This window comes from Oryzobacter faecalis (assembly GCF_046764005.1).
In the GTDB taxonomy this organism is placed as follows: Bacteria; Actinomycetota; Actinomycetes; order Actinomycetales; family Dermatophilaceae; genus Oryzobacter; species Oryzobacter faecalis.
The window spans coordinates 48,153-71,930 of record NZ_JBKOFW010000007.1; the positions used below are offsets into that span (position 1 = coordinate 48,153).

20 protein-coding genes are annotated in these 23,778 nt (G+C 74.3%); 13 read left to right on the plus strand and 7 right to left on the minus strand.

The features are described from left to right. Positions 1-43 precede the first annotated feature (43 nt). Positions 44-421, plus strand: coding sequence for a hypothetical protein (locus ACK8HX_RS13865; RefSeq protein ID WP_411941305.1), 378 nt, complete (start codon positions 44-46; stop codon positions 419-421). Here ACK8HX_RS13865 and ACK8HX_RS13870 read toward each other — a convergent pair. The 6 genes from ACK8HX_RS13870 to ACK8HX_RS13895 form a co-directional block, all read right to left on the minus strand. Then, positions 411-5,123, minus strand: a complete 4,713-nt coding sequence (locus ACK8HX_RS13870) for an ATP-dependent helicase (RefSeq protein ID WP_411941306.1) — start codon at positions 5,121-5,123, stop codon at positions 411-413. The two genes, ACK8HX_RS13865 and ACK8HX_RS13870, sit on opposite strands and share 11 nt — an antisense overlap. Before the next feature lie 102 nt (positions 5,124-5,225). Continuing rightward, entirely contained in the window at positions 5,226-5,657 is a 432-nt protein-coding gene (locus ACK8HX_RS13875; RefSeq protein WP_411941307.1) for a hypothetical protein, read from the minus strand. Then, positions 5,639-6,226, minus strand: coding sequence for a hypothetical protein (locus ACK8HX_RS13880; protein ID WP_411941308.1), 588 nt, complete (start codon positions 6,224-6,226; stop codon positions 5,639-5,641). Before ACK8HX_RS13880 ends, ACK8HX_RS13875 begins: the two co-directional genes overlap by 19 nt. A 128-nt stretch (positions 6,227-6,354) precedes the next feature. Beyond that, entirely contained in the window at positions 6,355-7,062 is a 708-nt protein-coding gene (locus ACK8HX_RS13885; protein ID WP_411941309.1) for an endonuclease/exonuclease/phosphatase family protein, read from the minus strand. 102 nt (positions 7,063-7,164) lie between these two features. Beyond that, the gene (locus ACK8HX_RS13890) at positions 7,165-8,193 is read right to left on the minus strand and encodes an agmatine deiminase family protein (protein ID WP_411941371.1); all 1,029 of its coding nucleotides are present in this window, start codon (positions 8,191-8,193) and stop codon (positions 7,165-7,167) included. 33 nt (positions 8,194-8,226) lie between these two features. Next, positions 8,227-9,195 (minus strand): nitrilase-related carbon-nitrogen hydrolase, encoded by a 969-nt coding sequence (locus ACK8HX_RS13895; protein ID WP_411941310.1) that lies wholly within the window; start codon positions 9,193-9,195, stop codon positions 8,227-8,229. Between the two features lie 59 nt (positions 9,196-9,254). Here ACK8HX_RS13895 and ACK8HX_RS13900 point away from each other — a divergent pair, with 59 nt between their 5' ends. From ACK8HX_RS13900 to ACK8HX_RS13920, 5 genes are all read left to right on the plus strand, one after another. Continuing rightward, positions 9,255-9,476, plus strand: coding sequence for a DUF3046 domain-containing protein (locus ACK8HX_RS13900; protein WP_411941311.1), 222 nt, complete (start codon positions 9,255-9,257; stop codon positions 9,474-9,476). A gap of 95 nt (positions 9,477-9,571) precedes the next feature. Beyond that, positions 9,572-10,501 carry an ABC transporter ATP-binding protein gene (locus ACK8HX_RS13905; protein ID WP_411941312.1) on the plus strand — a complete coding sequence of 310 codons (930 nt, stop codon included), beginning with the start codon at positions 9,572-9,574 and terminating at the stop codon, positions 10,499-10,501. 7 nt (positions 10,502-10,508) lie between these two features. Continuing rightward, positions 10,509-11,357 (plus strand): ABC transporter permease, encoded by an 849-nt coding sequence (locus tag ACK8HX_RS13910; RefSeq protein WP_411941313.1) that lies wholly within the window; start codon positions 10,509-10,511, stop codon positions 11,355-11,357. Further along, positions 11,354-12,172, plus strand: a complete 819-nt coding sequence (locus ACK8HX_RS13915) for an ABC transporter permease (protein ID WP_411941314.1) — start codon at positions 11,354-11,356, stop codon at positions 12,170-12,172. The genes ACK8HX_RS13910 and ACK8HX_RS13915 overlap by 4 nt, the downstream gene beginning before the upstream one ends. Before the next feature lie 103 nt (positions 12,173-12,275). Further along, complete coding sequence (locus tag ACK8HX_RS13920; protein ID WP_411941315.1) at positions 12,276-14,651, plus strand: S8 family serine peptidase; 2,376 nt, start codon at positions 12,276-12,278, stop codon at positions 14,649-14,651. On the opposite strand, the gene ACK8HX_RS13925 is transcribed toward ACK8HX_RS13920, so the two are convergent. Next, positions 14,635-16,425 carry a SulP family inorganic anion transporter gene (locus tag ACK8HX_RS13925; protein ID WP_411941316.1) on the minus strand — a complete coding sequence of 597 codons (1,791 nt, stop codon included), beginning with the start codon at positions 16,423-16,425 and terminating at the stop codon, positions 14,635-14,637. The genes ACK8HX_RS13920 and ACK8HX_RS13925 overlap by 17 nt on opposite strands. A 265-nt stretch (positions 16,426-16,690) precedes the next feature. On the opposite strand from ACK8HX_RS13925, the gene recA reads away from it, so the two are divergent. The 7 genes from recA to miaB all read left to right on the plus strand — a co-directional run bounded on the left by recA (position 16,691) and on the right by miaB (position 23,755). Beyond that, the gene (gene recA, locus ACK8HX_RS13930; protein WP_411941372.1) at positions 16,691-17,749 is read left to right on the plus strand and encodes a recombinase RecA; all 1,059 of its coding nucleotides are present in this window, start codon (positions 16,691-16,693) and stop codon (positions 17,747-17,749) included. 16 nt (positions 17,750-17,765) lie between these two features. After that, positions 17,766-18,353: a regulatory protein RecX gene (locus tag ACK8HX_RS13935; protein WP_411941317.1), complete on the plus strand. Its 588-nt coding sequence runs from the start codon at positions 17,766-17,768 to the stop codon at positions 18,351-18,353. A gap of 155 nt (positions 18,354-18,508) precedes the next feature. Then, positions 18,509-20,056 carry a circularly permuted type 2 ATP-grasp protein gene (locus ACK8HX_RS13940; protein WP_411941373.1) on the plus strand — a complete coding sequence of 516 codons (1,548 nt, stop codon included), beginning with the start codon at positions 18,509-18,511 and terminating at the stop codon, positions 20,054-20,056. After that, positions 20,050-20,979 carry an alpha-E domain-containing protein gene (locus ACK8HX_RS13945; protein WP_411941318.1) on the plus strand — a complete coding sequence of 310 codons (930 nt, stop codon included), beginning with the start codon at positions 20,050-20,052 and terminating at the stop codon, positions 20,977-20,979. The genes ACK8HX_RS13940 and ACK8HX_RS13945 overlap by 7 nt, the downstream gene beginning before the upstream one ends. After that, entirely contained in the window at positions 20,979-21,818 is an 840-nt protein-coding gene (locus ACK8HX_RS13950) for a transglutaminase family protein (RefSeq protein WP_411941319.1), read from the plus strand. The genes ACK8HX_RS13945 and ACK8HX_RS13950 overlap by 1 nt, the downstream gene beginning before the upstream one ends. Before the next feature lie 79 nt (positions 21,819-21,897). Then, entirely contained in the window at positions 21,898-22,164 is a 267-nt protein-coding gene (locus ACK8HX_RS13955) for a hypothetical protein (protein WP_411941320.1), read from the plus strand. A gap of 73 nt (positions 22,165-22,237) precedes the next feature. After that, entirely contained in the window at positions 22,238-23,755 is a 1,518-nt protein-coding gene (gene miaB / locus ACK8HX_RS13960; protein WP_411941321.1) for a tRNA (N6-isopentenyl adenosine(37)-C2)-methylthiotransferase MiaB, read from the plus strand. Positions 23,756-23,778 lie beyond the last annotated feature (23 nt).

Here is a 23,778-nt window from a genome sequence, read left to right on the forward strand (position 1 = left end):
AAACGTATCTGTGAGATATGCATCAGCAGGGGATGCCGACTCCGTGCGACCGGTCGTGGTCGCCTGCCTCGGCGGGATCACCGCGTTCCAGGTGTCACTCGCCGCCGGCGCACCCTTCGGGGTCCTCGCGTACGGCGGCCTCCACGAGGGCGTCCTGCCCCCGTCACTGCGGGTCGCGTCGGCGCTCGCGACGCTCCTGTGGGGCGCGGCGACGGTGGCCGTGGCCTCCGGGCGGCCGCGGGCCCCCGAGCGCCAGCGGCTCCTCTTCACCGGGCTGACCGCGGTCGCCGGCGTGGGCGCGCTCGTCAACCTCGCGTCGCCGAGCCTGCCCGAACGGCTGCTCTGGGTGCCGGTGACGGCCACCCTCGCCGTGACCGCGTGGCACGAGGCGCGGTCGCTGCCGCGGCGCTTCACCGCCTGATCCGCAGTCCCCGAGGGGTGAGGTGGAAACCGGCCTCCTCGAGGGCGGCGACGACCGGGTGGCCCGACCCCAGGAGCGCCCCGCCGTCGGCCTTCTCGACGCTGAGCCGGCCCAGGCTCCCCTCACGCACCGCGGTGGCCAGCGCCCGGGCGGCCGCGACGAGCAGGTCGGGGTCCTCGGCGAAGGTCAGCAGCGTCCTGCCGCCGCGCTCGACGTAGAGGACGAGGTCGCCGTCGACGAGGACGACGACCGCCCCCGCCTTGCGTCCCGGCTGGTGCCGCCGCCGCGGCGCGGTGTCGTCGTCGGCGGGGTCGACGGCACGGTCGGGCCACGCGAGCGCCGCCCCGTAGGGGTTGGCCGGGTCGCTGGCGGCGAGGACGACGACCTCCGCGCCCTCGCGCCGGGAGCGGTCCGCGGCGCCGCCGCTCGCCCCACGGAGGCGGTCGACGGCACCGGTCGTGCCGAACTGCGAGGCGCCCAGGCCCTCGACGAAGTAGCCGCGCCGGACCCGACCGGCCTCCTCGGCCTTCCCGAGGACGCGGTAGACCCCCGCGAACCCGCCGGGGACGTCCTCGGCCGCGACGGCTCCGCGGGTGAGCACACCGTGCCGGTCGAGGAGGAGCTCGGCGGTGGCGAAGGCGCGCAGCGTCGCGTCGTCGTCGACCGGGGGGAGCAACGACCAGCGCCCGGTGACACGGGGCGGTCCGCTGCGCGTGGGCAGGGACGGACGGGTGGAGGAGGCGCCGAGCGCCCCGAGCGGTCCGCGGCGCCCGCCGTAGCGGCTGCGGCGCGGCCCGGCGGCCGCGCGGCGGTGGGCCGTACGGCCACCGGCGAGGAGGGCGCGGACCGGGGCGAAGGTGTCGCCGGTGACCCGGCCGGCCCACACGAGGTCCCACAGCGTCTCGGCGAGGGCCTCGTCGTCGGTGGAGCCCACCGCGTCGGAGAGGGTGCGGAAGAAGTGCGCCCCTCCTCCTGCCAGGACGTCGAGCACGGCGGTGCCGAGCTCGCCGGGGACCCGGTCGGGGTCGGGCCCGGGGAGGGTGAGGTGCGCGGAGTCGGCGGCGTGCAGCGAGACCCAGCCGTCGTCGCCGGGCAGGGACCCGTGGCCGCACCAGACCACCTCGCCGCTGGCCAGCAGCTCGTCGAGGAGCCCCGGGGTGTAGCCGGCGACGCGCGCCGGGAGGACGAGCGACTCGACGGCGCTCGCCGGCAGGACCGCCCCGCTCAGCTGCTCGAGGACCCGCAGCAGGCCGTCGCGCCCGCGCAGCCGCCCGCCGACCCCCTGCCAGCCCTGGAGGAACCGAGACAGCTCGACGGGGGTGACCGGCTCGACCTCCGCGCGCAGCGCCGCGAGGGAGCGGCGCCGTAGCATCCGCAGCACCTCGGCGTCGCAGAACTCGCTTCCGCCGCCGCCGGTGGGGAGCAGCTCGCCCTCGACGACCCGGCCGGAGGAGACGAGGCGCGCGAGCGCGGCGTGGACGACGGCGATGCCCAGCCCGTAGGCGCGCGCGACCTCGGTGGCGTGGAACGGGGCGTGGGTGCGGGCGTACCGGGCGACGAGGTCGCCGAGCGGGTCGTCGACCGGCTCGAGGAAGGCCTGGGCCACGCCGGGGGGCAGCGAGACGCCGAGCGCGTCGCGCAGGCGCGAGGCGTCCTCGACGGCGGCCCACCGCTGCTCACCGGCGACCCGGACCTCGATGACCTGCCGCTGCTCGCGCAGGCCCCCGAGCCACCGCTCGACGTCGTCGCCGGTCGTGCCCTCCCGGCAGCGGGTCAGGACGGCCTCGGTGGAGAGCGGCCCGAGCCCGCGGACGAGGTCGAGGACGTCGTCGGCGTCGCGGGCGGCCCGCTCCGGCGTGAGCCGCTGCAGCTCGGCCTCGGTGCGGGCGACCTGCTCGGCGTCGAGGAGGTCGCGCAGCGCGAGCCCCTCGGAGGTGCCGAGGAGCTCGGCGAGGAGCGAGGGGTCGAGGGCGAGGGCCGCCGCCCGGCGCTCGGCGAGCGGGGAGTCGCCCTCGTAGAGGAACTGGGCGACGTAGCCGAACAGGAGGGACTTCGCGAAGGGTGAGGGGGTGGCGCTCTCGACGTCGACGACCGTGACCCGGCGCGAGCCGATGTCGCGCATGAGGTCGACGAGGCCGGGGACGTCGAAGACGTCCTGGACGCACTCGCGCACGGCCTCGAGGACGATGGGGAAGGTCGGGTAGCGGCTGGCGACCTCGAGCAGCTGCGAGGCGCGCTGGCGCTGCTGCCACAGGGGCTGGCGCCGGTCCGGGCGGCGGCGGGGGAGCAGCAGCGCCCGGGCGGCGCACTCGCGGAAGCGCGAGGCGAACAGGGCCGACCCACCGATCTCCTCGGTGACGAGGGCGCGGACGTCGTCGGGGTCGAGGGTGACGAGGTCGAGCAGCTCGCGCCCGACCCCGCGGCCCCCCGGGCCGCCCACGCCGTCGACCTCGTCGAGCTCGAGGTCGGGCAGCCGCAGGACGATGCCGTCGTCGCCGTGCATCGCCTGGACGTCGACGCCGAACCGGTCGCGCATCCGCGCGCTGACGGCGAGCGCCCACGGGGCGTGGACCTGGGCGCCGAAGGGCGAGTGGACGGCGATCCGCCAGTCACCGAGCTCGTCGCGGAACCGCTCGACGACGATCGTGCGGTCGTCGGGGACGTGCCCGGTGGCCTCGCGCTGCTCGCGCAGGTAGGTGAGGAGGTTGTCGGCGGCCCAGTCGTCGAGGCCGGCGGCCCGCACCCGCGCGCGGGCGTCGGCAGGGGGGAGCCCCTCGACCTCGCGGACGAACGCCCCGACGGCGCGCCCCAGCTCGGCCGGCCGCCCCTGGGAATCGCCCTTCCAGAAGGGCAGGCGCCCGGGGAGCCCGGGCGCGGGTGTGACGAGGACGCGGTCGTGGGTGATGTCCTCGATGCGCCACGTCGTCGTGCCGAGGGTGAACAGGTCGCCGACGCGCGACTCGTAGACCATCTCCTCGTCGAGCTCGCCGACCCGCCGCCCCGGCCCCTCGCCCGTGGCGAGGAAGACAGCGAACAGGCCGCGGTCGGGGATCGTGCCGCCCGACGTCACCGCGAGGCGCTGCGCCCCGCGCCGCCCGGTGAGCACGTCGGACAGGCGGTCCCAGGTGATGCGCGCCCGCAGCTCGGCGAAGTCCTCGCTGGGGTAGCGGCCGGCGAGCATGTCGAGCACCGACTCGAGGACGGGCCGGGTGAGCGTGGCGTACGGCGCCGACCGGCGGGCGAGGGCGAGGACGTCGTCGACGGCCCAGTCGTCGAGGGCGCACATGGCGACGACCTGCTGGGCGAGGACGTCGAGCGGGGTCGACGGCACGTGGAGGGCCTCGATCTCGCCGGCGAGCATCCGCTCGACGACGACGGCCGTCTGGACGAGGTCACCGCGGAACTTCGGGAAGAGCACCCCGCGGGACACGGCGCCGACCTGGTGCCCGGCGCGCCCGACGCGCTGCAGCCCCGACGCGACCGACGGCGGCGACTCGACCTGGACGACGAGGTCGACCGCGCCCATGTCGATGCCGAGCTCGAGGCTGCTCGTGGCGACGACGGCCGGGAGTCGCCCGGACTTCAGCTCCTCCTCGATGCTCGCCCGCTGCTCCTTGCTCACCGACCCGTGGTGCGCCCGCGCCAGCACCGCAGGGGCCCCCGAGGACTGGCCGGACTGCGCCATGACCGCCGCGGGCGTGCCCGTGAGCGCGGCGGGCCGCGGTGTCGCGTCGGCGGCCCCCACGGTGTCGGCGCCGCCGGCGGCCTCGGTGCGCTCCTCCCAGATCTCGTTGAGCCGGGTGGTGAGCCGCTCGGCGAGACGGCGGCTGTTGGAGAACACGAGCGTGGAGGTGTGGTCGGCGACGAGGTCGACGATCCGCTCCTCGACGTGCGGCCAGATGGAGGCCCGCCGCTCCTGGCCCGACGCCGCGCCCGCGAGGTCGCCGGTGGGCTGCCCGAGCTCGGCCATGTCCGGGACGGGGACGACCACCGTGAGGTCCCACTCCTTGGTCGACGGAGGCTGGACGACCTCGACGGGCCGTCCGCCGGCGAGGTAGCGCGCGACCTCCTCGACCGGCCGGACGGTGGCGGACAGCCCGATCCGCTGCGCCGGCGCCCCGAGCAGCGCGTCGAGGCGCTCGAGGGACAACGCCAGGTGCGCCCCGCGCTTGGTGCCGGCGAGGGCGTGGACCTCGTCGACGATGACGGTCTCGACCCCGGCCAGCGCCTCGCGCGCCGCGGACGTGAGGAGGAGGAAGAGGGACTCCGGGGTGGTGATGAGGACGTCGGTGGGCGTGCGGGCGAACGCCCGCCGCTCGTCGGCCGGGGTGTCGCCCGAGCGGACCGAGACGGTGATGTCGGGCTCGGCCAGCCCGAGCCGGGTGGCGGCGTGCCGGATGCCGACGAGCGGGCTGCGCAGGTTGCGCTCGACGTCGACGGCGAGGGCCTTCATCGGCGAGACGTAGAGGACGCGGCACCGGCGCAGCCGCTCCTCGGGCACCGGCTGCGAGGCGAGCCGGTCCAGGGCCCAGAGGAAGGCCGAGAGCGTCTTGCCGGAGCCGGTGGGCGCGACGACGAGGGCGTGGTGCCCGCCGCTCACCGCCTCCCAGGCGCCGGCCTGGGCCGCGGTGGGTGCGCTGAAGCTTCCCCGGAACCACGCGGCCGTGGCGGGGGAGAACCGGTCGAGGACGTCGTCTGCCATGTGCCGCCCAGCCTGCCACCCCGTACCGACACGGCCCCGTCCCCACGGCAGGGCGGCGGCGCGGTCCCCCGCGCCGCCGCCCCGGTGTCGGTCGCTCGGACGTCAGGGAGCCACGACGAGGGTGCGCGTCTCGCAGTCGTCGAAGCCCCAGACCTCCTGGCACACCTTCACGAAGGCGAGCTCGTTGCCGTACATCGTCCAGCGGGCGGTGTCGAACCCGACGCTGCCCCCGCAGACCCGCGGCTTGGCGTCGAACCAGTGCTCCGAGCCGCTGACGTCGTCCCACGGCTTGGGGTTCTGGTAGCCGAACTTCACGTAGCCGCACTCGCCCGACTTCACGGTGAGCGTGCCCCGGAACTCGAGCTTGTTGTCGACGTAGGAGGAGTAGAAGCTGCCCGAGGCCTTGGCGACCGTCGTGCCGCCGTCGACCTCGGAGATGGAGAAGCTCTGCCAGCTGCCGGCCCAGGCCATCGGCGCCGTCCAGAGGGCCAGGGCCGCGATCGCGGCCCCGATGCTCAGTCCGCGTCCACGCATGCGTATGCATCCATTCCCAGGCCGGAGCCCGCGTAGGACCGCACGTGGACCTTGCCGCACACCTTCTCGGTGTCGCCGAACGTGCCGTCGTCGAAGGTCCAGGTCTCGCCGGACCCGATGGTGAACTGGGCGATGCCGTCCGAACCGGTCCACACCTCGGTCTGGTGGATCGTCAGCGTCTTGGCGCTGCCCGACCCCGTGCAGCTGACGCTGGCCGGGAAGCCGACCCCGCAGTTGATGCCCCAGCCCTCGGCGGTGATGGTCCACGTCATGCTGACCTTCTCGCTCGTCGGGTTGCCGTTGCAGTTCGTCGTCTTCAGGCGGGCGGTGTTGTTCCAGTTGCCCGCCGAGTTCTTCCCGCCCGGGAGCTTGACGGTGCTCCAGCTGTCGTTCGCCGTGGTGCGGACGTCGAGCCGGAAGTGCGACCCGCTGCCCGAGAAGTTGCAGCCCGCCGAGTCCTTCCACCCGTGCTGTGCCGCCGCGAGGGCCGCCTGGCCGGACGCGACGAGCAGGACGGCGGACAGTGCGGCGACGGACGCGATGCGCCGTCGCCGACGTGGTGATGCCATGGATGACCTCCGTGTGCGATGTGATCCCCCTGCACACGCCCCCCGGGCGCAGCGCGAAACTAGCAGCGCCGGACGCCGACGGACCCCGGATGGCGTGGCGCCACGCCGGGGACCTCGGGCGGTCGTCCTCAGGCGGTCGTCCTCCGGCGACGTGACCCGCCGGCGCGCAGGTCGACGACGTACGCGTCGTGGTCGGTGAGGTGGCGCCGCGAGGCCTTCATCTCCACCCGGCGCACGGTGCGGACCGACGTCCCCGCGGGCACGGCGACGTGGTCGATCGTCGACAGGCCGGCGACCCGGTGCGGGCACTCGGCGGTGACGACCCGCAGGTCGAGCTTCTCCACCGCCTCCCGCAGGTGCTCGCGACCCTCGAGGCTGCCGGCGCGCTCGGGGCCGTGGAGGGCGTGGTTCCAGTCGCCGCCCCAGACCGTCGCCCCGCGGGGCAGGGAGTCGGCCAGCCGGCGCGTGACGGCCGCGGTCTTCTCGGCGGTCGTGCCGCCCTGCCACGGAGCCTCCCGCCCGCACGAGCGCCACGGCAGGACCGAGCTGCAGAAGACGAGCCCGCCGACGACCATCGCCGCGCTCGCCGGGTGGAGGTCGCCGTCCCAGCGGGCCACGGTGCGCACGCTGTCGCGGACGAGGACGGCCGCCCAGTGCCGCCCCGCCACCTGCGGGGCGACCGACCACGAGGCCCGGTACCCCGGGGGCACCGCCTCGTCGGGCACCTCGGTGAGCAGCCACACGTCGGCGCCCACGCGTTCCATGGCGGACTCGACCCGCGAGTCCCACCGTCCGTCGAGGTTCCAGGTCCCCACCCTGAGCAATGTGCTCGTCACGAGGGTGGGTCTAACAGGGGACCGCCCTCCGGCGCAGGCGAATCGACCCACCATCGGTCGATCGGCCAGACCTCGGTGCGGGCCCGGTGACCCGGACCGCCCTCAGGCGCGCGGCTGCTGCTGGGTGATGCAGTGGATGCCGCCGCCCCGGTCGAACAGGGGCCGGGCGTCGACGCGGACGACGCGGTGCGGCCCCTCGTAGGTCGCCTCGAGGACCGCGAGCGACGCGTCGTCCTGCGGGTCCGCGTAGGTGCAGGCGACGATGCCGCCGTCGACGACGAGGTGGTTGATGTAGGACCAGTCGACCCAGCCCTCGCCGTCCTCGAGGGTCTTCGGGGCCGGGACCCGCACGACCTCGAGCGGCTCGCCCCGGGCGTCGCGCGCCGACGACAGGAGTCCCTCGAGCTCGACGCACACCTCGTGGTCGGGGTGGGCCGCGTCCTCCTGCCAGTGGAGGAGGACGGTGCCCGGCGCCGCGAACGTCGCGACGATGTCGACGTGGCCGCGGGTGCCGAACTCGTCGTAGTCGCGCGTGAGCCCCCGCGGTAGCCAGATGCACGTCGTCGCGCCGATCGTGCGCGCCAGCTCGGCCTCGACGGCCTCGCGGGAGAGCCCGGGGTTGCGGCCCGGGTCGAGCTGGACGGTCTCGGTGAGCAGGACCGTGCCGGCGCCGTCGACGTGGATGCCGCCGCCCTCGTTGACGAGGTCGGAGCCGATGCGCTCGACCCCGGCGCGCTCGGCGACGAACGCCCCGATCCGGGCGTCGCGCTCCCACGTCGCCCACGACTGCGCGCCCCAGCCGTTGAAGACCCAGTCGACGGCACCGAGGCGGCCGTCGTCACCGACGACGAAGGTGGGCCCGATGTCCCGCATCCACGCGTCGTCGAGCGGGGCCTCGACGACCTCGATGCCGTGGGCGGTCGGCCCGCCGCGGCCCACCCACTCCCGGGCGACGGCGGCGGCCGCGGGGTCGGCCACGAGGACGACCGGCTCGAAGCCGGCGACGGCCCGGGCCACGGCGGCCCACGTGGCGCGCGCGACGTCGGCGTCCTCCTCGGTGTCGCCGAGGGTGTAGCCCGCCGAGGGCCACGCCATCCAGGTGCGCTCGTGCGGCGCCCACTCGGGCGGCATCCGCCAGGCGCCGGGCACCGGGGACGCCACGGCTCAGCCCTCCCGGCGGTGCTCGGCGCGCACCGGCTCGGCGAGCGCGCCGTAGGAGTCCGGGCGGCGGGTCGCCAAGAAGGGGAAGAGGTCGAGCCAGTCCTGCCGCTGCGCGAGGTCGAGGTCGGCGACGAGGACGGCCGCCTCGTCGCGCGGGGCCCGGACGAGGACCCGGCCGTAGGGGTCGGCGATGAACGAGGAGCCGTAGAAGGTGATGAGTCCCTCGGTGCCGTACCGGTTCGGGACGACGACGAACAGGCCGCTCGCGATGGCGTGCCCGACGATCGTGTGCTCCCACAGCGGCTGGGTGTCGAAGTCGGGGTGGTCCGGCTCGGACCCGATGGCGGTCGGGTAGGCGAGCACCTGGGCGCCGCCGAGGCTGTAGGCGCGGGCGACCTCGGGGAACCACTCGTCCCAGCACGTGGGGAGGCCGACCTTCATCCCGAGCGCCGCGACGTCGTAGACGGGGTAGGCGTCGGTGGGCGGGCCCTGGCGGAAGTACTTGTCCTCGTAGTACCCGGCGGTGACCGGGATGTGGGTCTTGCGGGTGCGCCCGACGAGCGAGCCGTCGGGGGCGACGAGGACCGCCGTGTTGAACCCGAGGCCGTCGTCGGTGCCGTCGACCGCGGGCGCCTTCTCGTAGAGGCTGGCGTGGACGAACGCCCCGGTGGCCGCGGCGGCCTCGCGCGCGAACGCCATCGTCGGGCCGTCCTCGAGGGACTCGGCCGTGACGTCGGGGCGCCCGCTCGGCAGCGTGTCGGCGGGGTAGCGCGAGAGCGTGAGCTCGGGGAGGAAGACGACCCGGGCGCCGGCGTCGGCGGCCGTGCCGACCCCCTCGAGGAGGGTGGCGCGCAACCGGTCGGCGTCCTCGTCCCAGGCGTGCTGGACGAGTCCGACGCGGACCGGGGGGGCGGTGGGCTCGTGGACGCGGGCCAGCGAGGTGGGCACCCCAGCGGCGGTGATCAGGCGCATGGGGCCCAGTATGCCGCCCGCGCGAGGGGCCCCGACCGGCCCGGTGTAGCGTCCCCGCCGTGCGCCTGTCGGAGTTCTGGTCCCGCATGGACGACGAGTTCGGGTCGGCCTACGCGTCCTCCCTGGCGCGCTCGCAGGTCATGGCCGAGCTCGGGGGCCGCACCGCGGTCGAGGCGCTCGAGGCCGGCGAGTCCCCGCGCACCGTCTGGTGGGCCCTCTGCGCGGCCATGGACGTGCCCGAGGAACGGCGCCACGGCCGCCGCGACCCGCGCCGTCCCTGAGACGTCTCACAGCGAGACCCGCCGGACTGGCACGTCCGTGCCACCGGCCCTTCGCCCGAGGTGTGGTTGAACGGGAAATCCTCTAGCGTGCGGACGTGACTGACGACGTCCTGCTGCGCGCGCGGGGGCTGACGAAGCGCTTCGGCGACTTCACGGCCGTCGACGCCGTCGACGTCGAGGTCAACCGGGGTGAGGCCTTCGGGTTCCTCGGTCCCAACGGGGCCGGCAAGTCCTCGACGATGCGGATGATCGGCTGCGTCTCGCCGGTCACCGCGGGCGAGCTGACGATCCTCGGCATGGACCCCGCCACCCACGGCCCGCAGATCCGCGCCCGGCTCGGCGTCTGCCCGCAGCGCGACATCCTCGACGAGGACCTCTCCGTCGAGGAGAACCTCTGGGTCTACGGGCGCTTCTTCGGCCTCTCGCGCTCCGAGGTGCGCGAGCGCGCCGACGAGCTGCTCGACTTCGCCCAGCTGACCGACCGGCGCCACGAGCGCGTCGAGCCGCTGTCCGGGGGCATGAAGCGCCGGCTCACCATCGCCAGGTCCCTGATGAACAACCCGGAGGTGCTCCTCCTCGACGAGCCGACGACGGGCCTGGACCCGCAGGCGCGGCACATCCTGTGGGACCGCCTGTTCCGCCTCAAGCGCAGCGGCGTCACCCTCATCGTCACGACGCACTACATGGACGAGGCCGAGCAGCTGTGCGACCGGCTCGTCGTCATGGACCACGGGCGGATCGTCGCCGAGGGCAGCCCGCGCGAGCTCATCGCGTCCTACTCCACGCGCGAGGTCGTCGAGCTGCGGTTCGACGCCGACGAGCAGGAGCGGTTCGTCGGTGACGTCGACGGGGTCGGCAAGCGCCTGGAGATCCTCCCCGACCGGCTCCTCGTCTACACCGAGGACGGCGACAGCGCCCTCGCCGAGCTCCACGCGCGCGGTGTCGCGCCGCTCTCCTCGCTGGTGCGACGCTCCTCCCTCGAGGACGTCTTCCTCTTCCTCACCGGCCGCACCCTCGTCGACTGACCCCTCGATGACGACGCCGATCCGCCCCACGACCCTCGCGCTCCCGAGTGGTCGCCTCGCGCCCGGCCCCCGGCCCCCGCTCGGCCTCGGCGAGCGGCTCGTCGCCGTCACCGGGCACCACCTCCTCGTCTACCGTCGCACGTGGAAGGGCTCGGTCGTCGGCCGCCTCCTCAGCCCGCTGCTGTTCCTGCTGTCGATGGGCGTCGGGCTCGGCGCGCTCGTCGACTCCGGGGCGAACGGCCCCGGGGGCGTGCCGTACCTGCAGTACGTGGCGCCCGCCCTCGTGGCGGTCCAGGCGATGTGGCTGGCCTTCGGGGAGTCGACGTACCCCGTCATGGGGTACCTGAAGTGGAACCAGATGTACGCGGGGATGCTCGCCTCGCCGCTCGGGGTCGTCGAGGTCCTCGGCGGGCACCTGCTCGTCGTGTCCTTCCACCTCGCCTCGGCGACGGCGGCCTTCGTCGCCATCGGCAGCCTCCTCGGGGCGTTCACCTCGTGGTGGGTGCTCGCGACGATCCCGCTCGCCACCCTCACCGGGCTGGCCTTCGCCGTCCCGACCTTCGCCCTCGCGGCCCGGCTCGACAGCGACAACGGCTTCGGCGTCCTCAACCGGTTCGTCATGTCCCCGCTCATGCTCTTCTCGGGCACGTTCTTCCCCGTCTCCTCGCTGCCGGCCGTCCTCGAGCCCGTCGCGTGGGTCACCCCGCTCTGGCACGGGGTCGAGCTGTGCCGGGCGGCGTCCGCGGGCCTCGCGCCGGGTGCCGCGGGCGCCGGGCACCTGCTCGTCCTCGTCGCCTGGGTCCTGGCCGGGTGGGTGCTCGCCCGCCGGGGCTTCACGAAGCGGCTCGTGACGTGAGCGCCCTCGACCAGGCCACCCGTGCCTCGCGTGCCCTGCCCTTCCCCGCCGGGGCGGGGTTGGCGCGGCACGTCGTCGCCCGCAACGTCACCGCGTTCCGGAGGGCGTGGCTGATCTTCCTCAGCGGGTTCGCCGAGCCCGTCCTCTACCTGTTCTCCCTCGGGGTGGGGCTCGGTGCGATCGTCGGCGACGTGGAGACCGAGTACGGCAACGCGGTGCCGTACGCGGCGTTCGTCGCCCCCGCGATGCTCGCGGCCTCGGCGATGAACGGCGCCATCTACGACAGCACGTTCAACGTCTTCTTCAAGCTGCGCTACCAGAGGCTCTACGACGCGATGCTCGCGACGCCCGTCGGCCCGCGCGACATCGCCGTCGGCGAGATCACCTGGTCGCTGATGCGCGGGACGCTGTACTCCGCGATGTTCCTCCTCGTGGCGCTCGCCGCGGGGCTGGTCCGATCGTGGTGGGCGCTGCTCGCGCTGCCCGGTGCCGTCCTCATCGGGCTGGCCTTCGGCGCGATCGGGATGTTCGCCACCACGTACATGACGACGTGGCAGCACTTCGAGTTCGTCACCCTCGCGGCGCAGCCGATGTTCCTGTTCTCGGCGACGTTCTTCCCCCTGTCGACGTACCCGGCGCCCGTGCAGTGGGTCGTGCAGGCGACGCCGCTCTACCACGGGGTCGAGCTCGAGCGGGCGCTGATGCTCGGCGAGGTCGACCGGGGGATCCTCGTCCACGTCGCCTACCTGCTCGTCCTCGGGGCGGTCGGGGTGCTCGGCGCCTCGCGGCGGATCGAGAAGCTCCTCCTCACCTGAGGACCCGGAGGGCGGGGCCCCGGCATGGCCCGATCGGATCATCGACGGGGAGTGGTCCGCGTCCCTAGGCTGGCGCGGAGCGTCCGAGCGCGAGGGAGGGCCCATGTCGACCCCTGTCCGACTGAGCACCGCCGGCGCCGCCGCCGTCCTGGCCGCCGCCGCCCTCCTCGCCGCCGCCCCGGCCGGGCCCGCGGGCGCCGCGCCCGCACCCGGTCCCGCGGCGGGCGAGAGCGGCCACGTGGCGTCGTCCCCCGGCAAGGGTGACCGCGACCGGGACGGCGTGGCCGACGACCTCGCCGCCGCCGTGGCCCGCGCGTCGGCCTCCGACCGGGTGGGCGTCATCGTCCAGGGCACGACTCCGGGTGCGGCCCGGCGAGCGGCCCCCTCGATCGACGTCGGCACCGTGTACCGCTCGTTCACGGGGTTCTCGGCCACGGTCACCGCCGCCCAGGTCCGCGCGCTGTCCCGCGTGCCGGGGGTGACCCGCGTCGAGCTCGACGGCGTCGCCCGGGCCCTCGACGCGTCGGGGAACCTCGACTACGGCGTCGTCGCGGCCCGGGCCACGGGTGCCGCGAGCGACGGCGACCTCGACGGCGACGGGGTCGGCATCTGCGTGGTCGACACCGGGATCGACCCGAACCACGAGCAGCTGGCCGGGCGCGTCGTCGGGTGGCGCGACTGGGTCAACGCGCGGACCACGCCCTACGACGACCACGGCCACGGCACGCACGTCTCCGGGATCGCCGCCGGGCGTCCCGTCGGGTCGGCGGACGCCCCGTACGGCGGCGTCGCACCGGGTGCCTCCCTCATCGGCGCGAAGGTGCTCAACAGCGCGGGCTCCGGCTCGGACGCGAACGTCGTGGCCGCCATCGAGTGGTGCGCCGCGCGTCCCGACGTCTCGGTCATCTCGATGTCACTGGGCAGCCCGGGGTCGGACGGGTCGGATGCCGGCAGCGTGGCGTCGAACGCCGCCGTCGCCGCGGGGAAGGTCGTCGTCGTGGCGGCCGGCAACTCCGGCGACGCGCCCGGCACGATCTCCTCGCCGGGGGTCGCGACGGACGTCGTGACGGTCGGCGCCGCCTCCGACCCGTCGAGCCTCGCGGGGGCGTCGGACTCCGACACGTCCCTGTACCTCGCCGGCTTCTCCAGCCGCGGCCCGACGACGAACCCGGCCGCCCCGGTCAAGCCCGACGTCGTCGCCCCCGGCCTCAGCGTCGTCGCCGCGAGGGCGAACACCGTGAGCTCGTACGCGACGTACTCCGGCACCTCGATGGCGACGCCCTTCGTCTCCGGGGTGGTGGCCCTGGGCCTCGAGGCCGCCCCGGGTGCCAGCCCGGCCGCGGTCAAGGCCGCGCTGCGGTCGTCGGCGCGCGACGCCGGTGCCCCGGGACCGGACACCGAGTGGGGTGCCGGCCTCGTCGACGCGCGCGCCTTCCTCTCCGCCCTCGTCCCGACGCTGGCAGCCGGAACGGCGCCGTGGGCCGACCACCTCGTCGTCCAGGGGTCCGTCGCCTCGGGTGCGGTCCAGACCTTCCCGGTGACCGTGACCAGCGCGGGACGCCCCCTCGGGGTGACGGTGCGGACGGCCAACGGCGCGGCGACCTGCGTCCTCCCCGTCGGCACCACCTGCTGGTACGGCCACGAGTGGGCGCCCGACCTCGACGCCTACCTCGTCAGCCCGTCGGGCAGTGTCGTCGCGATGAGCCGCTGCATGCTCGAGGCGACCAACGGCAACTGCGCGGCACCCGGCCGGTTCGAGACGCTCGGCGTCGCGAGCGCGGCCGCGGGTACGTGGGGCCTGCGGGTCGAGTCGTTCTCGGGCGCAGGGTCCTTCGTCGCGGACGTGTTCGGGGCGGTGGGAGCGGCCGAACCACCCCCGCCCCCGCCCCCGCCGGCGGCTCCCACCGGCTTCTCGGCGACGGCGACGTCCAGCTCCGCGGTGTCCTTGGCGTGGACCGACGCCTCGTCGGACGAGACCGGCTTCGACGTGGAGCGGTGCACGGGCCCCGGCTGCACGGGGTTCGCGCCGCGGACCTCCCCGGCCGCGGGCTCGACCTCGTTCTCCGACACCGGTCTCGACGCGAGCACCACCTACGGCTACCGGATCCGCTCCGTGCGCGGGGCGGACGTGTCGGCGTGGACCGGGCCGGTGTACGCGACGACGCAGGCCGCGCCGCCCCCGCCGCCACCGGAGACGGTGCCCGACGCCCCCACCGGGCTGACCGCGAGCGCCCTGTCGGCCACGGCCATCCTCCTCACGTGGACCGACGCCTCGTCGAACGAGCAGAACTTCCGCATCGAGCGCTGCCTCGGCGGGCGCTGCACCCCGAGCTACCTCACCACGGTGCCGGCCGGGACGACCTCGTACACGGACGGCGGGCTCGTGCGCTCGACCACGTTCCGGTACCGGCTGCAGGCCTGCAACGCGGTGGGCTGCTCGGCCTACACGCCGATCGTGACGGTCAAGACCCGGCGGTAGGCGGCACCGTCGGCGGCGTGCGCCCGAAGGGGTGCGGCCGCCCGTGCTCGCGCTCGTGCCACGCGAGGTAGCCCTCGACCGCCGTGGGCAGGGTCGGGAACATCCGGTCCGTGCCGATGGTGTCGACCAGGCCCGCCGCCTCGAGGTCGTCGAGGAGGTCCTGCTTGACGCGGGCGAGGGCGAGGACGACGCCGCGGGCCTCCATCTCGGTGCGCAGCAGGTCGAGCGCGTCGAGGCTGGTGAGGTCGACCTCGACGACGGCCTCGGCGTTGAGCAGCAGCCACTCGACCGCGTCCTCGGCGTCGTCGACGGCAGCCGTCGCCCGGCGGTGGAAGTCCTCGGCGTTGGCGAAGAACAACGGTGAGTCGTACCGGTACACGACGAGCCCGGGGACCTGCCGCGCCGTCGGGTAGTCGTCGACGTCGTGCATCCCCGCGAGCCCCGGGACGTACCCGAGGATGCCGTCGTGCGGCCGCGCCACGCGCCGCAGCAGGTCGCCGAGCGAGAGCCCGACGGCGAGGAGGATGCCGCCGAGGGCCCCGAGGACGAAGACGCCGAGGGTGGTCGCGACGAGGAGGACGAGCTCGCTGCGGCGGAACCGCGCGACCCGCCGGATCTCGGCGACGTCGACGAGGCGGATCGCGGCGTAGACGACGAGGGCGCCGAGGGCGGCCTTGGGGAAGGCGGCGATCACGGGGGCGAGCGCGAACACCGCGACGAGGACGGTCACGAGGGTGACGAGGGAGTGCAGCTGGGTGCGGCTTCCCATCGAGTCGCCGATCGCGGTCCGGCTGCCGCTGCTGCTCACCGGGAAGCCGGAGAGGAGCCCGCCGGCGACGTTCGCCGCCCCGAGAGCGAGGAACTCCTGGTCGGCGTCGACCCGCTCGCCCCGTCGGTCGGCGAAGGCGCGGGCCGTGAGGACGTTGTCGGAGTAGGCGACGACGGTGATGCCGAGGGCGGGGCCGAGCATCGCGAGGACGGCGTCGGGGGAGAGGTCGGGGAGGGTGAGGCCGGGCAGCGAGCCGGGCAGGGCGCCGACGGTCTCGACCCCGGCCTCGCGCAGCCCGAGGACCGCGACGGCGGCGGCGCCGAGGAGGACCGCGAGGAGCGGGGTGGGCAGGCGGGGCCAGCGCCACGACGCGAGGAGCAGCAGGACCAGGAGGACGCCCGCGAGCGCGAGCGTCGGCGGGTGGACCCGGCCGGCGCCCCGGACGACGTCCCACACCTGCTCGGGGAGCGAGCCGTCGCCGACGGGGATGCCGGTGAGCGTGTCGAGCTGGCTGACGACCATGAGGACGGCGACGCCCGCGAGGTACCCGACGAGCACGGGCTTGCTCAGCAGGTCGGCGAGGAAGCCGAGGCCGGCCAGCCAGCCGACGAGGCAGAGCAGGCCGGTGACGACCGCGAGCGCGGCCGCGAGGGCGGCGTACTCGTCGGGGCCGCTGACCCCGAGCGCCGCGACCGCCGTGGCCGTCATCAGGGCGGTCGTCGACTCCGGGCCCACCGACAGCTGCCGGGAGGAGCCGAGGAGGGCGTAGGCGAGGGTGGGACCGAGGATCGCGAGGAGTCCGGTGGCCGGGGGGAGGCCGGCGATCTGGGCGTAGGCCATGACCTGGGGGACGAGGTAGGCGGCGACGGTGACCCCGGCGAGGAGGTCGCCGCGCAGCCAGGGCCGCTCGTAGTGTCGCAGGGTGACCAGGCCGGGGAGGATGCGCTCGACCGAGAGGCGGCGGCGCGCGGCGAGGGGGCGCTCGTGGCCGTCGGCGGTGGGCACGGGGCGATTCGACCACAGGTCACCGGCGTGTCGCCGGTCAATGCCCGAGGTCGAACACGTGTTCGGCTACTGTCATCCACAGGTGGCGCCCCCGGAGGCACTCGTCCACAGGCTCCACGGCACCTGATGACCGCTGTCGGTGTCGCCACCTAGCGTCTGACCAGACCTCGCGACGAGACCGAGGGCGAGGGCTGGTCGCCGGTGGACGCGCTCGCCACGAAACAGGAAGACAAGGTGTGACATGGCTGGTACCCGCGGAAGCGTGATGCCCAACCCGTTGGCTGCGGCCCCGGGTGGGGAGAAGGACAAGGCCCTCTCCTCGGTGATGGCCCAGATCGAGAAGCAGCACGGCAAGGGCGCGGTCATGCGCCTCGGCGACGACGTCCGCCCGCCGATCGAGGTCATCCCCACGGGGTCGATCGCCCTCGACGTCGCGCTCGGCATCGGCGGCCTGCCGCGTGGCCGGGTCGTCGAGATCTACGGCCCCGAGTCCTCGGGCAAGACGACCGTCGCCCTCCACGCCGTGGCGAACGCGCAGCGGGCCGGTGGCATCGCGGCGTTCATCGACGCCGAGCACGCCCTCGACCCCGAGTACGCGAAGAAGCTCGGTGTCGACATCGACGCGCTCCTCGTCTCCCAGCCCGACACGGGCGAGCAGGCGCTCGAGATCGCCGACATGCTCATCCGCTCCGGCGCCCTCGACATCATCGTCATCGACTCGGTCGCGGCGCTCGTGCCCCGCGCCGAGATCGAGGGCGAGATGGGCGACAGCCACGTCGGCCTCCAGGCCCGCCTCATGTCGCAGGCGCTGCGGAAGATCACCGGCGCCCTCAACACCACGGGCACGACCGCGATCTTCATCAACCAGCTCCGCGAGAAGATCGGCGTGATGTTCGGCTCGCCCGAGACGACGACCGGCGGCAAGGCGCTGAAGTTCTACGCGTCGGTCCGCCTCGACGTCCGGCGCATCGAGACCCTCAAGGACGGCACCGACCCGGTCGGCAACCGCACCCGCGTCAAGGTCGTCAAGAACAAGGTCTCCCCGCCGTTCAAGCAGGCCGAGTTCGACATCCTCTACGGGCAGGGCATCTCCCGCGAGGGCGGCCTCATCGACATGGGTGTCGACCACGGCTTCGTCCGCAAGGCCGGGGCCTGGTACACCTACGACGGCGACCAGCTGGGGCAGGGCAAGGAGAACGCCCGCGCGTTCCTCAAGGACAACCCCGACCTCGCCGACGAGCTCGAGAAGAAGATCAAGGACAAGCTCGGGGTGGGCCCGCGTGTCGACGCGCCGGCCGTGCCCGAGGTCCCCGTCGACTTCTGAGCCCCCCTCTCCGAGCATGCCGTTCGCGGACTCGACGACTCCGCCGCCCGAGTGGGCGGTGGGGTCGTCGGGAGCGCCGCCGGAGGACCCGGAGGCGGACCCGCGCACCCGGGGCGAGGCCGTCGACCCCCACGACTGGGCCCGTCAGATCGTCCTGCGCCAGCTGACCGCGGCCCCGCGCTCGCGCTCCCAGCTCGCCCAGGCGCTGCGGCGCAAGGACTGCCCCGACGACGTCGCGGCCGCCGTCCTGGACCGGATGGAGGAGGTCGGCCTCGTCGACGACGAGGGCTACGCCGGGATGCTCGTCCGCTCCCAGCAGGCCGGCCGCGGGCTCGCTCGTCGGGCCCTCGCGCAGGAGCTGCGCCGCAAGGGGATCGACGACGAGACGGCCCGCGCCGCGCTCGACGACGTCGACCCCGAGGACGAGGAGGAGCAGGCCCGTCGGCTCGTCGCGAAGAGGCTCCGCACGATGCACGGCCTCGACCCGCTCGTCCAGACCAGGCGCCTCGCGGGCCTGCTCGCCCGCAAGGGCTACGGCTCCGAGCTGGCGATGCGGGTCGTCCGCGAGGCCGTCCGCGAGGCCCCCGAGCACCAGCGCGACTGAGCCCCCGAGGGCGCGGGGGGCCCGAAACCTGCCGGTGACACAGCGGTGATGACAGGTTCACGCGCTGCCCCTAGGTTCGTCCCGTGAGCGAGCACGGCGCCGAGGCGGGCAGCAGCCTCTTCGACGACTACCGGCTCGGCGCGGCGTGGGACGAGATGCTCAGCGAGCCCGGCGCCCCGCGCACCGCGTACAAGCCGGTCTTCCACACCCTGCGGGCGATGACCGGCCAGACGCTCAAGGAGCGCGCCGACACCCTCGCCCGGTCCTACCTCGACCAGGGCGTCACGTTCGACTACGCGGGGGAGGAGCGGCCCTTCCCGCTCGACGCCGTGCCGCGGGTCATCTCCGCCCACGAGTGGTCGGTCATCGAGTCCGGGGTGGTCCAGCGCGTCACCGCGCTCGAGTCCTTCCTCGACGACATCTACTCGCGCGAGGGCGAGATCCCCCGAGCCGTCCACGAGGGGGTCATCCCGTGGCGGCTCGTCGCGAGCTCGAAGCACTACCACCGCGCCGTCATGGGCATCCGGCCCGCGAACGGCGTCCGGGTCCACGTCAGCGGCGTCGACCTCATCCGGGACGAGGAGGGCACCTTCCGGGTCCTCGAGGACAACGTCCGCGTCCCGTCGGGCGTCAGCTACGTCATCGCGAACCGGCGGGCCATGGCCAACGTCTTCCCCGAGGCGTTCGCGACGATGCGGATCCGGCCGGTCCACGACTACCCGCGCATGCTCCTGTCGGCCCTGCGCGCCGCCGCCCCCGACGGCGCGAGCGACCCGACCGTCGTCGTCCTCACCCCCGGGGTGTTCAACTCCGCGTACTTCGAGCACGCGCTGCTCGCCCGGATGATGGGCGTCGAGCTCGTCGAGGGCCGCGACCTCGTCTGCGTCGGCGGCCAGGTCCGGATGCGCACGACGACGGGGGACCGGCCCGTCGACGTCATCTACCGCCGGGTCGACGACGAGTTCCTCGACCCCGTGCACTTCCACGGCGACTCGGTGCTCGGGGTCGCCGGCCTCGTCTCGGCGATGCGCAGCGGCCGGGTCACCGTCGCCAACGCGGTCGGCAACGGGGTCGCCGACGACAAGCTCATCTACTCCTACCTGCCCGAGCTCATCCGCTTCTACCTCGACGAGGACCCGATCCTCGGCAACGTCGACACCTTCCGGTGCGCGGAGGCCGGGGCCCTCGCCCACGTCCTGGACCACCTCGACGAGATGGTCGTCAAGCCGGTCGACGGCTCCGGCGGCAAGGGCCTCGTCGTCGGGCCGAAGGCCGACGGGGCCACCCTCGACCGGCTCCGCGACCAGCTCGCCGCCGACCCGCGCGGCTGGATCGCCCAGCCCGTCGTCCAGCTGTCGACCGTGCCGACGTTCATCGACGGCCACCTCGCACCACGCCACGTCGACCTGCGCCCGTTCGCGGTCAACGACGGCGAGAAGGTCCGGGTCCTCCCCGGGGGCCTGACCCGGGTCGCGCTCCCCGAGGGCGAGCTCGTCGTCAACTCCAGCCAGGGCGGCGGCAGCAAGGACACCTGGGTGCTCTCCGACCGGCGGCCCGGACCCAACGCGCCCTCACGCCTCCCCGACAACCGCGAGGTCGTCGTCATGAGCGCCCCCACGGCCTCCCACGAGGACTCCATGCGGGCCCAGCAGCAACAGCAGCAGCAGGCGAGCACCGGTGGGGCGGAGGCGGGCCCGTGCTGAGCCGCATCGCCGAGTCGCTGTTCTGGATCGGCCGGTACACCGAGCGCGCCGACGGGACGGCCCGCATCGTCGACGTGCTGCGCCTGCAGCTCCTCGAGGACCCGGGCGCCGACGAGGCCGCGGCCTCGCGCACCGCGCTCAGCGTCATCATGGGCCTGCCGTGGGAGGGCGAGGCGACCTTCGCGGACGTCAGCACCGCCCTCGTCTTCGACCGCTCCAACGCCAGCTCGATCACCGGCGCGTGGTTCGCCGCGCGGGAGAACGCCCGCCGCGCCCGCGAGACGCTCTCGACCGAGCTGTGGGAGGCGATCAACACGACGTGGCACCGGTGGAACGGCTTCGGGCGCACGCTCGCCACCGAGCGCCACCTGTCATGGGCCCGCGAACGGGCGGCCCTCGTCAGCGGCATCGCGGACTCGACGATGAGCCACGACGAGGCGTGGGACTTCCTCGTCCTCGGCCGCAGCCTCGAGCGCGCCGACATGACGGCCCGGCTCGTCGCCACGGGGGCGATGCCCCGCGGTGGGGCGCCGTGGTCGGTCGTCCTCTCCAGCTGCGGTGCGCAGCAGGCGTTCATGCGCAGCCAGCGGGGGCTGCTGTCCGACGACGCGGCGGCCGCGTTCCTCGTCCTCGACCGCGAGTTCCCGCGGTCGGTGTTCTTCGCGCTCTCGGAGGCCGAACGCCGACTCGCCGCGCTGTCGCCCCCTCATGAGGAGCGGATCGGCGTCTCCGACGAGGCCCGCCGCCAGCTCGGCCGGATCCGCACCTCCTTGGAGTTCCGTGCCACCGCCGACACGATCAGCGACCTCCCGGCCCAGATGCTGCGGGTCCAGTCGGCGGTCATGGCCGCGTCGCACGCGATCGCCGGGCGGTACTTCCAGTCCGGCCCGCTGACGACGTGGACCCGGGACGGCGTGCTGTGATGCGCCGCTACCGGATCGTCCACACGACGTCGCTGTCCTACGACGGCGGTGTCCGGGCCGCGCACAACGAGCTGCGGATGACGCCGCTCAACGAGCCGGGCCAGACGACCCTGGAGAACCGGATCCGCATCCGCCCGATGACGTGGAGCCACGTCTACCGGGACCACTGGGGGACCCACGTCATGGCGATGGAGTCCCTCGCCGAGCACGGGCGCCTCGACATCGAGGCGATCTCCACGGTCGAGCGCACCCCCACCGAGCCGCACGAGCCCGTCCTCGGCTGGGACGCCGTCCACGACGACGCCGTGCAGGACCGCAGCTACGAGTGGCTCATGATGTCGGCGCGCACCCGCCCCGGGGCCGGCATCGGCGACCTCGCCGACGCCGTCCGTGGGCTCGACACCCCCCACGCGGCCGCCACCGAGCTCTCCCGGCTCGTGCGCGAGCAGATGCGCTACCAGCGCGGGGTCACCGGGGTGCACAGCCGCGGCGAGGACGCCTGGATCGAACGCGCCGGGGTCTGCCAGGACTTCGCCCACGTGACGATCGGGGCGCTGCGCAGCCTCGGGGTCCCGGCGCGCTACGTCTCGGGCTACCTCGTCCCGAAGCGCGACATGGCGGTCGGCGAGACGAGCACCGGCGAGAGCCACGCCTGGGTCGAGTTCTGGGACGACGGCTGGGTCCCGGTCGACCCGACCAACGGCACCGAGGTCTCCACCGACCACGTCGTCGTCGCCCGGGGCCGCGACTACGAGGACGTCCCGCCGTTCAAGGGCATCTACTCCGGACGCGCCGCGGCCACCCTCGAGGTCGGGGTCGCCATCACCCGCCTCGCCTGAACGCCCGCGGTGGCTGACAACCCGCGCCGGGGCGCGCCACAATCGTCGGGACGGCCACGCGCCTGGAGAGGAGCAGGGCATGAACCTGAACACGGTCACCCGCGACGGGGTCACCTGGGAGCTGAGGTCGCCCGGCGCGGAGCACTACTCGACCGAGCGCCGGGGCGGGCACCTGTTCCTCCACTCCCGACGCGACTGCTGTGCCGTGGAGGACCCCGTCGTCGTGTCGCCGCGGATCGTGCAGACGCTCTGGGAGAAGGACGCGGCCGGCAGCGCGGAGGACGGGGGGAACGACGTCGAGTGGTGCGAGACGTGCGCCGTCCGGAAGGTCGACGCCGCGCCCTGAGGGCCCGACGTCGCGCGGGCCGCGCGGTCGGAGTCCGTGGCACCCCGCCGCTCGGCTTACCCTTGACGACGCCATGACTGCACCGAAGACCTACGACGTGCGCACCCACGGGTGCCAGATGAACGTCCACGACTCCGAGCGACTCGCCGGCCTGCTCGAGACCGCCGGCTACGTCGACCTCGCCAGCGTGCCGCGGGAGACCCGGCCCGCGGTGGCCGACGTCGTCGTCTTCAACACGTGCGCGGTCCGCGAGAACGCCGACAACAAGCTGTACGGCAACCTCGGCCAGCTGCGCCCCGCGAAGACCGCGAACCCCGACCTCCAGATCGCCGTGGGCGGGTGCATGGCGCAGAAGGACCGCGAGACCATCGTCCAGCGGGCCCCGTGGGTCGACGTCGTCTTCGGGACGCACAACATCGGCAGCCTGCCCGCGCTCCTCGACCGCGCCCGCCACAACAGGCGCGCCGAGGTCGAGATCCTCGAGTCGCTCGAGACCTTCCCCTCGACCCTGCCGACCCGGCGCGACCAGGCGTTCGCCGGGTGGGTGTCGATCTCGGTGGGCTGCAACAACACCTGCACGTTCTGCATCGTCCCGAGCCTGCGCGGCAAGGAGCAGGACCGCCGCCCCGGCGACGTCCTCGCCGAGATCGAGGCGCTCGTCGCACAGGGGGTCGTCGAGATCACCCTGCTCGGCCAGAACGTCAACACCTACGGCGTCGAGTTCGGCGACAGGCTCGCGTTCGGCAAGCTGCTCCGCGCCTGCGGCGAGGTCGAGGGCCTGGAGCGTGTCCGGTTCACCAGCCCCCACCCCGCGGCCTTCACCGACGACGTCATCGCCGCGATGGCCGAGACCCCCAACGTCATGCCGAGCCTGCACATGCCGCTGCAGTCCGGGTCCGACCGCATCCTCAAGGCGATGCGCCGCAGCTACCGCAGCGAGCGCTTCCTCGGGATCATCGACCGGGTCCGGGCCGCGATGCCCGAGGCGGCGATCACGACCGACCTCATCGTGGGGTTCCCCGGTGAGACCGAGGAGGACTTCGCCGAGACCCTGCGGGTCGTCGAGGCGTCGCGCTTCTCCAGCGCGTTCACGTTCCAGTACTCGATCCGCCCCGGGACCCCCGCGGCGACGATGGACGGCCAGGTCCCGAAGGCCGTGGTCCAGGAGCGGTTCGACCGGCTCATCGCCCTCCAGGAGCAGGTGTCGTGGGCCGAGAACCGGCGCCTCGAGGGCCGTGAGGTCGAGGTCCTCGTCGCGCCCGGCGAGGGGCGCAAGGACGGCGAGACCGCCCGGCTGAGCGGCCGGGCGAAGGACAACCGGCTCGTCCACGTCGCGGTTCCCGACGGGGCCGAGCGCCCCCGCCCCGGTGATGCCGTGACCGTCGGTGTCACCTACGGAGCCCCCCACCACCTCGTCGCCGACAGCGGTGTGCGCGGTGGTGCGTATGCGGTGCGGCGGACGGCCGGCGGCGATGCCTGGGAGCGGCTCCAGGATGCCGCGGTGCCGGGGAAGCCGCCGGTGTCGCTGGGGATCCCGACGGTCGGCGTGCCCGCGGCACGTCCGGCCCAGACCCCCGTCTGCTCGGCCTGAGCCGAGGAGCGTGTCCGGCCCGG